18 protein-coding genes are annotated in these 13441 nt (G+C 69.2%); 5 read left to right on the top strand and 13 right to left on the bottom strand.

Going from position 1 to position 13441, the window contains the following annotated elements:
- Positions 1–29: 29 nt before the first annotated feature.
- From QC385_RS07240 to QC385_RS07210, 8 genes are all read right to left on the bottom strand, one after another.
- The gene (locus QC385_RS07240) at positions 30–1331 is read right to left on the bottom strand and encodes a dicarboxylate/amino acid:cation symporter (RefSeq protein ID WP_279540445.1); all 1302 of its coding nucleotides are present in this window, start codon (positions 1329–1331) and stop codon (positions 30–32) included.
- A gap of 62 nt (positions 1332–1393) precedes the next feature.
- A complete protein-coding gene (locus QC385_RS43955; RefSeq protein ID WP_330219385.1) occupies positions 1394–1471 on the bottom strand; it encodes a putative leader peptide in 78 nt (25 codons plus the stop codon).
- Positions 1472–1635: 164 nt separating this feature from the next.
- Entirely contained in the window at positions 1636–1941 is a 306-nt protein-coding gene (locus tag QC385_RS07235) for a DUF4229 domain-containing protein (protein ID WP_279540444.1), read from the bottom strand.
- A 104-nt stretch (positions 1942–2045) separates the two neighbouring features.
- Complete coding sequence (locus QC385_RS07230; protein ID WP_279540443.1) at positions 2046–2570, bottom strand: GNAT family N-acetyltransferase; 525 nt, start codon at positions 2568–2570, stop codon at positions 2046–2048.
- A gap of 16 nt (positions 2571–2586) precedes the next feature.
- Positions 2587–3237: a UdgX family uracil-DNA binding protein gene (locus tag QC385_RS07225; protein WP_279540442.1), complete on the bottom strand. Its 651-nt coding sequence runs from the start codon at positions 3235–3237 to the stop codon at positions 2587–2589.
- Between the two features lie 69 nt (positions 3238–3306).
- A complete protein-coding gene (mqnE, locus tag QC385_RS07220) occupies positions 3307–4470 on the bottom strand; it encodes an aminofutalosine synthase MqnE (protein ID WP_279540441.1) in 1164 nt (387 codons plus the stop codon).
- 37 nt (positions 4471–4507) lie between these two features.
- Entirely contained in the window at positions 4508–4963 is a 456-nt protein-coding gene (locus tag QC385_RS07215) for an Lrp/AsnC family transcriptional regulator (RefSeq protein ID WP_020270479.1), read from the bottom strand.
- An 80-nt stretch (positions 4964–5043) separates the two neighbouring features.
- Positions 5044–5730 (bottom strand): UbiX family flavin prenyltransferase, encoded by a 687-nt coding sequence (locus QC385_RS07210; protein WP_279540440.1) that lies wholly within the window; start codon positions 5728–5730, stop codon positions 5044–5046.
- Positions 5731–5821: 91 nt separating this feature from the next.
- Between QC385_RS07210 and QC385_RS07205 the strand changes: the two genes are divergently transcribed.
- Positions 5822–6424 carry a rhomboid family intramembrane serine protease gene (locus QC385_RS07205; protein WP_279540439.1) on the top strand — a complete coding sequence of 201 codons (603 nt, stop codon included), beginning with the start codon at positions 5822–5824 and terminating at the stop codon, positions 6422–6424.
- On the opposite strand, the gene mqnP is transcribed toward QC385_RS07205, so the two are convergent.
- On the bottom strand, positions 6414–7316 hold the full coding sequence (gene mqnP / locus QC385_RS07200) for a menaquinone biosynthesis prenyltransferase MqnP (protein ID WP_279540438.1): 903 nt from the start codon (positions 7314–7316) through the stop codon (positions 6414–6416). The two genes, QC385_RS07205 and mqnP, sit on opposite strands and share 11 nt — an antisense overlap.
- A complete protein-coding gene (locus QC385_RS07195) occupies positions 7313–8764 on the bottom strand; it encodes a menaquinone biosynthesis decarboxylase (RefSeq protein WP_086841276.1) in 1452 nt (483 codons plus the stop codon). The genes mqnP and QC385_RS07195 overlap by 4 nt, the downstream gene beginning before the upstream one ends.
- 68 nt (positions 8765–8832) lie before the next feature.
- Between QC385_RS07195 and QC385_RS07190 the strand changes: the two genes are divergently transcribed.
- Entirely contained in the window at positions 8833–9135 is a 303-nt protein-coding gene (locus tag QC385_RS07190; RefSeq protein ID WP_279540437.1) for a PLD nuclease N-terminal domain-containing protein, read from the top strand.
- A 56-nt stretch (positions 9136–9191) separates the two neighbouring features.
- Here the strand turns inward: QC385_RS07190 and QC385_RS07185 are convergent, their stop codons facing one another.
- Complete coding sequence (locus QC385_RS07185) at positions 9192–9653, bottom strand: MarR family winged helix-turn-helix transcriptional regulator (protein WP_279540436.1); 462 nt, start codon at positions 9651–9653, stop codon at positions 9192–9194.
- A gap of 128 nt (positions 9654–9781) precedes the next feature.
- On the opposite strand from QC385_RS07185, the gene QC385_RS07180 reads away from it, so the two are divergent.
- Genes QC385_RS07180 through QC385_RS07170 form a run of 3 tightly spaced genes read left to right on the top strand, consistent with a single transcriptional unit; the run spans position 9782 to position 12402 of the window.
- Positions 9782–10459, top strand: coding sequence for a DJ-1/PfpI family protein (locus QC385_RS07180; RefSeq protein ID WP_279540435.1), 678 nt, complete (start codon positions 9782–9784; stop codon positions 10457–10459).
- 43 nt (positions 10460–10502) lie between these two features.
- Positions 10503–11327, top strand: coding sequence for an SDR family NAD(P)-dependent oxidoreductase (locus tag QC385_RS07175; protein ID WP_279540434.1), 825 nt, complete (start codon positions 10503–10505; stop codon positions 11325–11327).
- A gap of 1 nt (position 11328) precedes the next feature.
- Complete coding sequence (locus tag QC385_RS07170) at positions 11329–12402, top strand: alpha/beta hydrolase (protein ID WP_279540433.1); 1074 nt, start codon at positions 11329–11331, stop codon at positions 12400–12402.
- Between the two features lies 1 nt (position 12403).
- Here the strand turns inward: QC385_RS07170 and QC385_RS07165 are convergent, their stop codons facing one another.
- Positions 12404–12523 (bottom strand): DUF397 domain-containing protein, encoded by a 120-nt coding sequence (locus QC385_RS07165; protein ID WP_279540797.1) that lies wholly within the window; start codon positions 12521–12523, stop codon positions 12404–12406.
- Positions 12471–13430: a helix-turn-helix domain-containing protein gene (locus tag QC385_RS07160; RefSeq protein ID WP_279540432.1), complete on the bottom strand. Its 960-nt coding sequence runs from the start codon at positions 13428–13430 to the stop codon at positions 12471–12473. The genes QC385_RS07165 and QC385_RS07160 overlap by 53 nt, the downstream gene beginning before the upstream one ends.
- Between the last annotated feature and the right edge of the window lie 11 nt (positions 13431–13441).

Genomic DNA, 13441 nt, shown 5'->3' with positions numbered 1-13441 from the left:
GGAGGAGGGGGCCGGGGGGCGTCGGCGTGTCAGGCCGCGGCGGGGACCTGCTCGGGCCGCGCCTCGCGCGGCTCGTCCAGGGAGGAGCCGTCGGCCGTGGCGTAGGCCTCGCGGTCGAGCAGGTTCTCGCGGGCGGAGACCAGGACCGGGATGAGGGCCTGACCGGCGACGTTGGTCGCGGTGCGGATCATGTCGAGGATCGGGTCGATCGCGAGGAGCAGGCCCACGCCCTCCATCGGCAGGCCGAGGGTGGAGAGGGTGAGGGTCAGCATGACCGTCGCGCCGGTGAGACCGGCCGTGGCGGCGGAGCCGACCACCGAGACGAACGCGATCAGCAGGTAGTCGCCGACACCGAGCTGGATGTCGAAGATCTGGGCGACGAAGATCGCGGCGATGGCCGGGTAGATCGCGGCGCAGCCGTCCATCTTGGTCGTCGCGCCGAACGGCACCGCGAAGGACGCGTACTCCCTCGGCACGCCGAGCCGCTCGGTGACCTTCTGGGTGAGCGGCATCGTGCCCACGGACGAGCGGGAGACGAAGGCGAGCTGGATCGCGGGCCAGGCGCCCCTGAAGAACTGGACCGGGTTGGCCTTGGCGACGGTCGCGAGCAGCGCCGGGTAGACGCCGAACAGCACGATCAGGCAGCCGACGTAGATGTCGGCGGTGAACGTCGCGTACTTGCCGATCAGGTCCCAGCCGTAGGTGGCGATGGCGTTGCCGATGAGGCCGACGGTGCCGAGCGGGGCGAGCCGGATGACCCACCACAGCGCCTTCTGGAGCAGTTCGAGGACGGACTCGCTGAGGGCGAGGATCGGCTGGGCCCTCTCACCGAGCTGGAGGGCGGCGATACCGGCGACGGCGGCCATGAAGACGATCTGCAACACGTTCAGCTCGGTGAACGGCGTGATGACGTCGGTCGGCACGATGCCGGTCAGGAAGTCGATCCAGGAGCCGGTGTCCTCGGGCTTGGCACCGTCCTTGGGGGTGAGACCGGTGCCGGCGCCCGGGTTGGTGAGCAGGCCGATGACCAGGCCGATGCTCACCGCGATCAGCGAGGTGGCCATGAACCACAGGAGGGTGCGCGAGGCCAGACGGGCCGCGTTGTTGACCTTCCGCAGGTTGGTGATCGAGACCAGGATCGCGAAGAAGACGAGCGGGGCGACGGCGAGCTTCAGCAGGCCGATGAAGGTGTCGCCGACCTTCTCCAGGGCGGTGACGAGCCAGGACAGGTCCTGGCTGCGGGCGAGCCAGCCGAGCAGCACACCCAGGACGAGACCGGCGATGATCTGGGCCCAGAAGGGCACCTTGAAGGATTTCGTGTGTGAGGACACGGAATGGCTCCGTTGAGGGACGCGTAGGGACTGACGTGGGAGACGACGGGGGTTGCGTTACGTCAGGGACGACAGGTAGCGGACGCGCACCGACAGAGATCCACGTGCAGGCGCGCCACGAGCGGAACGCTCAGGGGCATGGGGGGCGCGGCTGCTGACTTCATGACAACGACCTTAACACCTGAACTTTGAGGACCTCAAAGCCTGGCTTTGGCAGGCTGAAATGCGACCCAACCCACACATGACAAAGCGCCCCGTTTCCGAGCAAGTACGGAAACGGGGCGCTGTACGCCGGTGAGGGACCTTACGAGGTCTGGGTCTGGCCCTGCGCCCGGGAGGTGTCGTCGGCGGCGTCCTCCTGGCTGCGGTTGGCCTCCATGCCGGCCTTCAACTTGTCCACCCGCTGCACGATCTGCACGGACGCCCGGTCCCGCTCCTTGCGCAGCACGACGAAACTGATCGGCGCGGAGAGCAGCAGGGCGAGCATGACGATCCACAGGCCGTTGCTGGAGCCGAGGCCGCGCGGGGCGAGGCCGGAGTAGACGAGGCCCCAGACGACCACGAGGCAGCCTGCGAAGATCCCGAGGCGCATCAGCGTGTAGCGGAGCATCTCAATCCACTCTTCCGGTTCGAACGGCCAGAACGCCCCCAAAGGGGCACCGTCCAGTGAAGCACGCCGGGGCGCCGATCTTGCAGGGGGGTACGAGGCGGGGTTCAGGCGAGCGACAGCAGCATGATGACGTCGTCCCGGTCGTCACCGGGCTCCACGCGGATCGCGGCGGGGATGCGGCCGACCTCCTTGTAGCCGCAGGACTCGTAGAAGCGCTCCAGGCCGATACCGCCCCGGCAGGAGAGGCGGATCGCCTCGATGCCGTCGAGGCCACGGGCCGCGTCCGCGGCGGCGGCCAGCAGATCACGCCCGTAGCCCTGGCCCTGGTGACGCGGGTGCACCATCACCGTGTACAGCCACAGCCAGTGCGTCATCAGGTGGTGCGTGTTGAGGGTGAGGAACGCGGTCGCCGCGACGCGCCCCTCCTCGTCGTGCCCGACGAGCAGCCTGACCCGCCCCTCCGCCATCAGCGCGAAGTGCTGCACCAGCGAGGGACGGATGTCGTCCCGCGTCACCGGCGGTACGAAGCCGACGGCCCCGCCGGCGTTGGAGACGTCGGCCCACAGGTCGAGGATGCCGTCGCGCAGCTCGGGCGTGACGGCAGGATCGAGAGTGAAAGTAAGGGGCATGGCGCGATTGTAGCTATTACGCCAGTACTCGCGCCGCCACTTTCAGGTCCGACAGCAGCCCCCGGTACGCCGCCTCCCGGTCGTCCGCCCGCAGCACCGACGACGGGTGCACCGTCGGCACCAGCCGTTCCGGCCGGCCGTGGATCTCCTCCTCCAGCACCGTGCCGCGCACCTGCGTGACCCGGAAGGAGGACCCGAGCAGCGCCTTCCCGGCGGTGGCACCCAGGACGACGATCAGCTCCGGCTCCACGACCGCGAGCTCCGCGGCCAGCCAGGGCCCGCACGCGGTCATCTCCCGCAGGGTCGGCGCCTTGTGGATCCGGCGCTTGCGCGGCTCGGCCTGGGTGAACTTGAAGTGCTTGACCGCGTTGGTGACGTAGGCCTCGGAGGGATCTATCCCCGCCTCCTCCAGCGCACGGTCCAGGAGCCGCCCGGCGGGCCCGACGAACGGCTTGCCCTGCCGGTCCTCCTGATCCCCGGGCTGCTCCCCCACGAGCATGACGCGAGCGTCCTTGTCCCCGTCCCCGAAAACGGTCTGGGTGGCGTTTCGGTGCAGGGGGCAGCCCCGGCACTCGGCGGCGGCCCGCCGCAGAGCGGGCAACCCGCCGCGACCAGGAACGAACGGTTCGGCGGTGTAGGCGTCCTCAGGCGCCCTGGTGCTCACCATGCCAGCCGAGTACCCACCTCAGGGGCGCGGGGAACTGCGCGACCAGCCCCCGCGCACCCGCACCCGAAATCACACGCGCATAGGCTGCGGCGACTCCCGACGCTCAGGGTCGGGCCCCTCATACTCCCGAATGATCTCGTACCGCGTATTCCGCTCCACCGGCCGGAACCCGGCATCGCGAATGAGGTCCAGCAGGTCCTCACGGGTCAGCTTGTTCGGCGTACCGAAGTTGTCCGCGTCATGCGTGATCTTGTACTCGACGACGGACCCGTCCATGTCGTCCGCCCCGTGCTGCAAGGCCAGCTGCGCGGTCTGGACACCGTGCATGACCCAGAAGACCTTCACGTGCGGCACGTTGTCGAACAGCAGCCGCGACACGGCGAAGGTCTTCAGCGCCTCCGCCCCCGTCGCCATCTGCGTCCGCGCCTGAAGGCGGTTGCGCACCTTGCCGTCCTGCACGTCGACGAAGTCGTGCTGGTACCGCAGCGGGATGAAGACCTGGAAACCCCCGGTCTCGTCCTGGAGCTCACGCAGCCGCAGCACATGGTCCACCCGGTGCCGCGGCTCCTCGATGTGGCCGTACAGCATCGTGCACGGGGTCTTCAGACCCTTCTCGTGCGCGAGCCGGTGGATGCGCGACCAGTCCTCCCAGTGGGTGCGGTGGTCCACGATGTGCTGCCGGACCTCCCAGTCGAAGATCTCCGCGCCACCGCCGGTCAGCGACTCCAGCCCCGCGTCGATCAGCTCGTCCAGGATCTCGGACGCGCTCATCCCGGAGATGGTCTCGAAGTGGTGGATCTCCGTCGCCGTGAAGGCCTTCAGCGAGACGTGCGGCAGCGCGGCCTTCAACTCCCGCAGCGAGCGCGGGTAGTAGCGCCACGGCAGGTTCGGGTGCAGCCCGTTGACGATGTGCAGCTCGGTGAGGTTCTCGCCCTCCATCGCCTTCGCGAGCTTGACGGCCTCCTCGATGCGCATCGTGTACGCGTCCTTCTCCCCCGGCTTGCGCTGGAAGGAGCAGTACGCGCACGAGGCCGTGCACACGTTGGTCATGTTGAGGTGACGGTTGACGTTGAAGTGCACGACGTCGCCGTTCTTGCGCGTGCGGACCTCGTGTGCGAGTCCGCCGAGCCAGGCCAGGTCGTCCGACTCGTACAGCGCGATGCCGTCCTCACGGGTCAGGCGTACACCCGCCCTGACCTTCTCCTCCAGCTCGCGCTTGAGCCCGAGATCCATGCCCACACCTTTCTACGACGACTTCCCAACCGTACGACTACACCTCTTCGGGCAGTTCCCCGACCCGGTTCTCCCACTTGGTGGACAGCACGATGGTCGTACGCGTCCGGGACACACCCTTCGTGCCGCTGAGCCGCCGGATGATCTTCTCCAGGCCGTCCACGTTCTCCGCGCGCACCTTGAGCATGTAGGAGTCGTCGCCCGCGATGAACCAGCAGTCCTCGATCTCCGAGAGGTCCCGCAGCCGCTGCGCCACGTCCTCGTGGTCGGTGGCGTCGGAGAGCGAGATGCCGATCAGGGCGGTGACACCGAGGCCGAGCGAGGCGGCGTCGACGGTGGCCCGGTAGCCGGTGATGACACCGGCCGCCTCCAGCCGGTTGATGCGGTCGGTGACGCTCGGTCCCGACAGTCCGACGAGGCGTCCCAGCTCCGCGTAGGAGGCCCGGCCGTTCTCCCTCAGGGCCTGGATGAGCTGCCTGTCCACCGCGTCCATTGCGATCGAAGCCTTCCGCTGAAGTTGTCTGAAAAGTCTGTGGTTGTGATGACGTACAGGTGCCGTGCGGGGGGTGTGGCTCAGCCGGCGCGGTGTGATCCGCCGCCGAGCTCACCTTGCCAACGGCGGTACAGCCGGTGCGGCACGCCCGCCGAGTCGAGTACGCGTCCGGCGACGAAGTCCACCAGGTCCTGGATGTGCGTCGCGCCCGCGTAGAAGGCGGGTGAGGCGGGTACGACGGTCGCGCCCGCGTCGTCGAGGGTGACCAGGTGCCGCAGGGTCTGGCCGTTCAGCGGGGTCTCGCGCACGGCCACGATCAGCTTGCGTCCCTCCTTCAGGGTCACGCTCGCCGCCCGTTGCAACAGGTCCTTCGACAGCCCGAGCGCGACCCCGGCCACGCTCGCGGTCGAGGCGGGCACGATCAGCATGCCCTTGGTGGGGTACGACCCCGAGGAGGGCCCGGCGGCCAGGTCGCCGGCGCTCCAGTGCCGTACGGCGTCGATGTCGACGGAGAAGGTGTCCGGCTTGCCGTCGGCGCCCCGGGACAGCCATTCCCGCAGGTCGTCCCGCCAGTGGGCGTCCCGGAAGGAGATCCCGGTCTCGTCGAGCAGGGTGAGCCGGGAGGCCCGGGACACCACGAGGTCGACGCTCTCGCCGGCGGCGAGGAGCGCCCGCAGCACGGCAGCGGCATACGGGGTGCCGGAGGCACCGGACACCCCTACGATCCAAGGCGTACGCGGTGTCTCGCCTGGCTTGACTGGGTTCACAACACCGAGCCTATCCGGCGTCACAGGGTGGGAACCGGCCAAGGGGGGCCGGGCGTTCCCCGGAGGGGACGAGCGAGCGCTGGGGGTCGCCATGTCGGGTGTCGGAGCCGGTTGGTCACGCGGCGGCCGTGCGATGGCCGCGGGCCAGCTGATGCTGGCCTGGATCGCGGTGCTGTGGCTGCTGGAAGTGGTGGACGTGCTGAGCGGCCACGCGCTGGACGGCCTCGGCGTCACCCCGCGCACCCCGTCCGAGCTGGTCGACGTCGTCCCGTCGGCCTTCATCCACTTCGGCTTCGCCCATCTGGCCGCCAACACGGTGCCGCTGCTGGTCCTCGGCTTCCTCGCCGCGCTGGCGGGGCTGCGCCGTTTCCTGCTGGTCTGCGCGCTGATCGTGCTCGTCGACGGCGTGGGCGTCTGGCTCATAGCCCCGGCCCACACCAACACCGCGGGCGCCTCCGGCCTGATCTTCGGCCTCTTCGGCTTCCTGCTGGTCAGCGGTTTCGTCGAGCGCCGTCCCTGGGGAGTCCTGGTCGGCATCCTGATCGCCGCGATCTGGGGCGGCTCCATCCTGGCGGGCCTCGCCCCCACCCAGACGGGCGTGAGCTGGCAGGGCCACCTGCTGGGCCTGCTTGCGGGCGTGGCGGCGGCGTTCGTGTTCCGCCGCCGGGCCACGCCGCCCGCGCTCACACCGTGAGGCCGCGCACCAGCAGGTCCAGCAGCGCACACACGAACAGGGCAATGCCGATGAAGCCGTTGACGCTGAAGAACGCCCTGTTGACCCGGGACAGGTCGTGGGGGCGGACGATGGTGTGCTCGTAGAGGAACGCGGCGGCGATGATCAGCAGGCCCAGCCAGAAGAAGGCGCCGGCGTCGGTGGCCAGGGCGTACCAGACGAACAGGGCCGTCGTGAGGGTGTGGCAGACCCGGGCGCCCCAGATCGCCGCCGGGATGCCGAAGCGCGCCGGGACGGACATGACGCCGATCTCGCGGTCGGTCTCGACGTCCTGGCAGGCGTAGATGAGGTCGAAGCCGCCGATCCAGATGCCGACGGCGAGGCCGAGGAGCACCGCGTCCCAGGACCAGGAACCCGTGACCGCCAGCCAGCCGCCGACCGGGCCCATCGCCTGCGCGAGGCCCAGGATGGCCTGCGGGAAGTTCGTGAACCGCTTGCCGTACGGATAGACGACCATCGGGATCACCGCGATGGGCGCCAGCGCCAGGCACAGCGGGTTGAGCAGGGCCGCCGCGCCGAGGAAGACGACGAGGGCGATCAGGGCCCCCGTCCACGCGTGCTTCACTGACATCGCGCCGGTCACCAGCTCGCGGTGCGCCGTGCGCGGGTTCCGCGCGTCGATCTCGCGGTCGATGATCCGGTTGACCGCCATCGCGAAGGTGCGCAGGCCGACCATGCAGACGGTGACCAGCAGCAGCCGGCCCCAGTGGATGTTCCTGTCCCACTGGAACATGGCCGTCAGCGTGGCGATGTACGCGAAGGGCAGCGCGAAGACCGAGTGCTCGATCATCACCAGCCGGAGGAACGCCTTGGTGCGTCCCGGCTGGGGGATCGCGGCGGAAGCGGAAGTCACAGGCCGTACTCCTTCCAGCGGCGGTCCACCTTCGCCGCGGTCTCCGGATCGGACTCCACCATGTCGGGCCAGCCGCCGTCGCGCGTGTAGCCCTCCTCGGGCCACTTCTTCGTCGCGTCGATACCGGCCTTGCCGCCCCAGAACTGCTGGTAGGAGGCGTGGTCGAGGTGGTCGACGGGTCCCTCGACGACGCTGAGGTCGCGGGCGTAGTCCGTGTTGCCGAGCGCCCGCCAGGCGACCTCGTGCAGGTCGTGGACGTCGCAGTCGGAGTCGACGACCACGATGAGCTTGGTCAGCGACATCATGTGCGCGCCCCAGACGGCGTGCATGACCTTCTGCGCGTGCTTGGGGTACTTCTTGTCGATCGAGACGATCGCGCAGTTGTGGAAACCGCCCGCCTCCGGCAGGTGGTAGTCCACGATGTCCGGAACGATGATCTTCAGCAGCGGCAGGAAGAAGCGTTCCGTCGCACGACCGAGCGGTCCGTCCTCCGTCGGAGGCCTGCCTACGACGATCGACTGAAGCAGCGGCCGCTTCCGCATCGTCACGCAGTCGATCTTCAGGGCGGGGAAGGGCTCCTGCGGGGTGTAGAAGCCGGTGTGGTCGCCGAAGGGGCCCTCCGGCAGCATCTCGCCCGGCTCCAGCCAGCCCTCGATGACGACCTCCGCCTGCGCGGGCACCTGGAGCGGCACGGTCTTGCAGTCGACCATCTCGATCCGCTTGCCCGCGAGGAACCCGGCGAACAGGTACTCGTCGATGTCCCCGGGCAGCGGGGCGGTGGAGGCGTACGTCACGGCGGGCGGACACCCGAAGGCGATGGCGACGGGCAGCCGTTCCCCGCGCCTGGCCGCCACCTGGTAGTGGTTGCGGCTGTCCTTGTGGATCTGCCAGTGCATGCCGATCGTGCGCTTGTCGTGGCGCTGGAGGCGGTACAGCCCGAGGTTGCGGATGCCCGTCTCCGGGTCCTTGGTGTGCGTGAGCCCCAGGTTGAAGAAGGAGCCGCCGTCCTTCGGCCACGTGAACAGGGCGGGCAGCTGCTCCAGGTCCACGTCGTCCCCGGTCAGGACGACCTCCTGCACCGGCCCGTCCTTGACCTTCTTCGGCGGCACGTGCGTCATCGCGCCGAGCTTCCCGAAGGCCTCGCGCACGCCGACGAACCCGTGCGGCAGCTCGGGCTTCAGCAGCCCGCCGATCCGCTCCGAGATCTCGGCGTACGACTTCAGGCCCAGCGCCTTCAGCAGGCGCCGGTCCGTGCCGTACACGTTCATCGCCAGCGGCATGCCCGACCCGCGTACGTTCTCGAAGAGCAGCGCGGGACCGCCGGCCTTCTGCACCCGGTCGACGATCTCCCCGACCTCCAGATACGGGTCCACCTCGGCCTTGATGCGCTTGAGGTCGCCCTCGCGCTCCAGGGCCCTGAGCAGGGAGCGAAGATCGTCGTAAGCCATGCGGTCCAGTATCCCCGAGCGGCTACCCTGGCCCTGAACCGCCCACCCGCTTTGCTGAGAGGCCGCGCATGCTCCGGGTACTGATGTTCCTCGTGCCGCTGGCGCTGAGCGTGTACGCGTTCATCGACTGCATCAGCACGAAGGACGACGACATCCGTCACATGCCCAAGCCGCTGTGGGCGATCCTCGTGCTGCTGTTTCCGCTCGTCGGCTCGATCTCCTGGCTGATCGCCGGCAAGAAGCGGAGCGCGGTCGCCGGCGGCGGCCGTCCCCGCCCCCGGCAGTGGGTCGCGCCCGACGACAACCCCGACTTCCTGAAGTCCCTCGACGAGGAGAAGCGGGACGAAGACCCCAAGCGGGACGAGCCCTGAGGGTCGCCGACGCGCAGCGGGTTGTGGACGAGGCCGTCGCTCCAGCCGCGTGTGGGCTATGAGCCTGGCCGGCGCGAGGAGAGCGCGGTCAACAAGAGGCCGGTCAGAGCGGTGAGTTGCTCGCTGTCGAGGGCGAGGCTCAGGGCTTCGTCCGCTGCCGCGTAGGCGCGTTTGCCGGCCTCGAGCAGGTCATGTCCCTTGTCGGTGATGTGAAGTTCTGCCGTGTGGCCGCGGCCGGGGAGGCTTCTGCGTTCGACGGCTCCGCGCTGTTCGAGCTGGCGGACGGTGGCCTGTGCGCTTTGCGCGGTCACTCCGGCTCGGCGGGCTAGTTCACTGTAGGAGATCCCCGGCTCGCGGTGGAGGTGCCCCAGAGCTGACAGGTGGCGCAGCGTGAATCCGGTCGGCCTCAGTGATTCCTCGACGTCGTCGCGGATGTGGCGTCCCAGCGCCGCCATGAGGAAGGCAGGGCTGGCCGGCGGCATGGGGCCGGCGTCCGGCCTCGGGGTTCGGTTCGTCATCGTCAGGCGCCTTGGGTCCACCAGGACAGAAGTTTCAGTTTGACTGTAACCCATGCGCGGGCTCACGATGAGCGGCACAGGTTTCAGGCAGACTGAAACTGCCTCGCAGCGGAAGGAAGGCCAAGCCGATGCTCGCCCAATTCGTACTGTTCGACGGATTCGACCCCCTGGATGTCATCGCGCCCTACGAGGTCCTGATGTCGGCAGGCGCCCTCACCGGCGGCGCGCTTCAGGTGGAGCTGGCCAGCGCCGAGGGCGCACGGGAAGTGCCCAGCGGACTGACGGGTATATCGCTGAACGCGACCGCCGCACTGGACCCGGCACGGGCAGACATCGTCATCGTCCCGGGGGCCGCCGGTGACCTGCGCCCTCCGGAGCTGCTGTCCCCGGCCGAGCGGGAACAGCTCATCCCCGCCATCCTCCAGCGCGCGGCGCGGACCAGCCTGCCGGGCCTCGTCGGCGAGGCCCTCGACGACGGACAGACGCTGGTGGTGGCGGTGTGCGGCGGCTCGGTGATCCTCGCCATGGCCGGTCTCACCAAGGGGCGCCACATCACCGGTCACCGGCTCGGACTGGCCGACATGAAGGCCGAGTTCACGGATACGCACGTGATCGACGCACGCGTGGTCGTGGACGACCGGCTCATCACCGCCGGCGGTGTCACCTCCGGTCTCGATCTCGCGCTGTATCTCGTGGAGCGTGAGATCGGCCCCCGGATCGCCGCCGAGCTCGAAAAGCTCTTCGAGCACGAACGACGCGGGACCGTCTGGGCACCGACTGGCGCCGCCCCCGCCTTCGGCCTGTGACAGGAATCCAGGACGGGAGCGGCGCGCGGACGGGATGTGCGGCATGAACCTGCGAGGCAAGACCGTTGTCCTGACCGGCGCCAGTTCGGGGATCGGCGCGCAAGCCGCCGTCCTCCTGCGCGCACAGGGCGCCGATGTCCATCTGGTGGGGCGCGACGAACGGCGCACCCGGCAGGTGGCCGAGGCCCTCGACGCCGCCTGGTACACAGCCGACTTCGAGGCATTGGCGGACGTGCACCGCCTAGCCGACGAGCTCAAGCGCGCCACGCGCCACATCGACGTGCTGGCCGCCAACGCCGGTGCGGTCATGCCGGAGCGGCACACTGCCGACGGCATCGACGCCACCTTCCAGGTCAACGTGGTCAGCCCGTGGCTGCTGACGCTGCTGCTCGCCGAACACCTGCGGGGCGGGCGCGTCCTGGCCACCAACTCCCGCTCCCACAAGAACGCCGTCGTCGGACTGCACTCTCTCGAGGACCTGGCCCGCGGCCGCCCGGGAGTGTCCGAACACCGCGCGTATGCCCGCTCCAAGCTGGCAGCCGGAATCCTCCTGCGCGAATACGGCCGCCGCCACCCCACCATCGACGTCGGCGACTTCCACCCCGGCACCATCGCCTCCGGCTTCGGCCGCTCCAAGGGCAAGCGCGGTGCCGTCATGAAGGCGTTGGGACGCCCCTTCACCGGCACCCCGGACCAGGGTGCCGCCCGCCTGGTGCACCTCGCCTCGCTCACCGGCCCCCTGGCGGGCACCTACTACAACCGCACACGGCCCGCCAAGGCGTCCCCCCAGCTGCGCTCGCGTGAACTCGGCGCCGCGCTGTGGGACTTCGCCACGGACCTCACCACTGTCAGAACCCGAGGTTGCTGAGATGCCCCGACCCCGAACCGATTCGAGCGGTCCCACGCTTTCGGCGCGGATCCAGAAGGCCGTCATGCGGCTCATGTTCCGGCTTCCCGAGACCGCCAAGAGACGCATAGCGGGCCCTGCTGTCCGCCTCGACGGTCAGACACTCGCCCTCGACGCCCAGCTGATGGCCGAGATGTCCCGGCGTGGCGGCGTCTCACTCGTCGTCGACGACTCGCCGGAGGAGTCCCGCGCGGCCCTGGAGAGCGGCCGGCACGCGCTGGAAGGGCCTCGCTTCCAGGACGTCATCAGCGAAGACCTCGCCATCGACACCACCGGTGGCGACCTCCCCGCGACGCTCTACACGCCGAGCGGCCTCAGTACGCCGTCCCCTCTGCTGGTGTTCCTCCACGGCGGAGGATGGGTCATCGGCAGCCGGACCTCCTACGACTCCCTGGTGTCCTTCCTCGCACACCACGCGCAGGTGAAGATCATGTCCGTCGGCTACCGTCTGGCCCCGGAACATCCCTTCCCGGCCGCCCTCGACGACGCACTGGCCGCGTTCGAGCACGCTCACCGGCACGCCGATGCCCTGGGTGTCGACCGGGCGCGCATCGCCGTCGGGGGCGACAGCGCGGGCGCTCACCTCTCGGCCGCACTCGCCCAGCTCGCCGCCCGGCGGGCAGGCCCGCGGCCCTCACACCAGTTCCTCTTCTATCCCGCCACCGACTTCACCAGGCGCCATCCTTCGCGGGATCTGTTCGGTGAGGGATTCCTGCTCACCGACCGAGAGATCGACTGGTTCGAGGACCAGTACGCCCAAGCAGCCGACCGGTCCGATCCGCGCCTCTCCCCCCTTCTGGGCGAGGTGGACGCGTCGATCGCACCCGCCTACATCGCCACCGGCGGCTTCGACCCGCTCCGCGACGAGGGCGAGCGTTACGCGGAGAAGCTGCGGCAGGCGGGCGCGGAGGTGGTCCTGCACCGCGAAGCGGACCTCGTCCACGGCTATCTCAGCTTCTTCGCGCTCTCAACCCGGTTCCGTGCGGCGGCGCTTGAGGCCGCGGAGGCGATCCGCAGCCGTCTGAGCGGGCAGTAGTTCAGCGTCCCCGCACATCGGAGAGGAACGCCGACCAAGCGGATCGGGTGACGAGCAGGACCGGACCGTCAGGGGTTTTGCTGTCGCGGACGGGGACGGTGTCGGGGAAACCGGGGGCTATTTCTATGCAGTTGCCGCCGTTTTCGCCGCTGTAGCTGCTCTTGATCCAGGTCGCCGCGCAGAGTTCGTGCGTGTTCATGCTGCTCGTACCCCTTCATCGCGTCGCTGATCAGGGCGACGGACTCGCGGACTGACAGAGCGTCCGCCCTGAGCACATCATAGGTGTGGCTATGACGTGTGTAGACAGTCGGATCGTCGCTGAAATGGCCACGCTCCAGTGACTCGGAGTACACCCACCGGTGCCCGTCCGGCAGCTCGATCAGCGACATGGACACATTGGGCCGCAGAAGTTCCGAGAAGCTCGCCGGAGCGACCTGGAGGCGGATGTTGGGACGCCGTCCGACGTGCAGCAAATGGGCGCACTGGTCCCTCATGGTTTCCGGGCTACCGACCACGTTGCGCAGGCAGCTCTCATCCAGGACGACGATGTACAGCGGACCGCCCTCGGCAAGAAACCGTCGCTGCCGACTCAGTCGGGCGTGCGCGCGCTCCTCGACCTCGTCGCCACTGGCGACGCGTCGGAACAGCGCACGGGCGTATTCCGGGGTCTGCAACAACCCCGGAATCACTCGCTCCTGGTACTCCCGCAGGGCGACGGCCACCTCATCCATCTCAGCCCGCCGCCGAAACCAGTCAGGATGCTCCACCTGCGGATACCAGTCGATCCGCCCCCACAACCGCAGCAAGACCCCACCCGTGCCAAGAAGTTCGTCGCACTTCTTCGCGAAACTCTCCTGCGGAACCCTCGTGCCCGCCTCCACCCGCGCCACGTGCGAGCGGTCGCACGGGATCTGCCGTGCCAAGCCCTCCTGCGTGAGCAGCGCCGCCTCGCGGAAATGCCGCAGCACCTCCCCGAACACGGCCGCCGTGCTCGCCCCCGACTCCGCCCCGCCGTTCCGTCGGCTCACGGCCTCCCCCT

The sequence above is a fragment of the Streptomyces sp. DH10 genome, from assembly GCF_029813805.1.
Taxonomy (GTDB): Bacteria; Actinomycetota; Actinomycetes; order Streptomycetales; family Streptomycetaceae; genus Streptomyces; species Streptomyces coeruleofuscus.
This window is presented reverse-complemented; position numbering and strand designations above follow the sequence as displayed.

Excerpts from the sequence above, each read along its gene's own strand:
- QC385_RS43955 (WP_330219385.1), bottom strand. The coding sequence starts at position 1,471 with ATGCCCCTGAGCGTTCCGCTCGTGGCGCGCCTGCACGTGGATCTCTGT.
- QC385_RS07235 (WP_279540444.1), bottom strand. The coding sequence starts at position 1,941 with ATGCTCCGCTACACGCTGATGCGCCTCGGGATCTTCGCAGGCTGCCTC.
- QC385_RS07230 (WP_279540443.1), bottom strand. The coding sequence starts at position 2,570 with ATGCCCCTTACTTTCACTCTCGATCCTGCCGTCACGCCCGAGCTGCGC.
- QC385_RS07225 (WP_279540442.1), bottom strand. The coding sequence starts at position 3,237 with ATGGTGAGCACCAGGGCGCCTGAGGACGCCTACACCGCCGAACCGTTC.
- mqnE (WP_279540441.1), bottom strand. The coding sequence starts at position 4,470 with ATGGATCTCGGGCTCAAGCGCGAGCTGGAGGAGAAGGTCAGGGCGGGT.
- QC385_RS07215 (WP_020270479.1), bottom strand. The coding sequence starts at position 4,963 with ATGGACGCGGTGGACAGGCAGCTCATCCAGGCCCTGAGGGAGAACGGC.
- QC385_RS07205 (WP_279540439.1), top strand. The coding sequence starts at position 5,822 with ATGTCGGGTGTCGGAGCCGGTTGGTCACGCGGCGGCCGTGCGATGGCC.
- QC385_RS07195 (WP_086841276.1), bottom strand. The coding sequence starts at position 8,764 with ATGGCTTACGACGATCTTCGCTCCCTGCTCAGGGCCCTGGAGCGCGAG.
- QC385_RS07190 (WP_279540437.1), top strand. The coding sequence starts at position 8,833 with ATGCTCCGGGTACTGATGTTCCTCGTGCCGCTGGCGCTGAGCGTGTAC.
- QC385_RS07185 (WP_279540436.1), bottom strand. The coding sequence starts at position 9,653 with ATGACGAACCGAACCCCGAGGCCGGACGCCGGCCCCATGCCGCCGGCC.
- QC385_RS07180 (WP_279540435.1), top strand. The coding sequence starts at position 9,782 with ATGCTCGCCCAATTCGTACTGTTCGACGGATTCGACCCCCTGGATGTC.
- QC385_RS07175 (WP_279540434.1), top strand. The coding sequence starts at position 10,503 with ATGAACCTGCGAGGCAAGACCGTTGTCCTGACCGGCGCCAGTTCGGGG.
- QC385_RS07170 (WP_279540433.1), top strand. The coding sequence starts at position 11,329 with ATGCCCCGACCCCGAACCGATTCGAGCGGTCCCACGCTTTCGGCGCGG.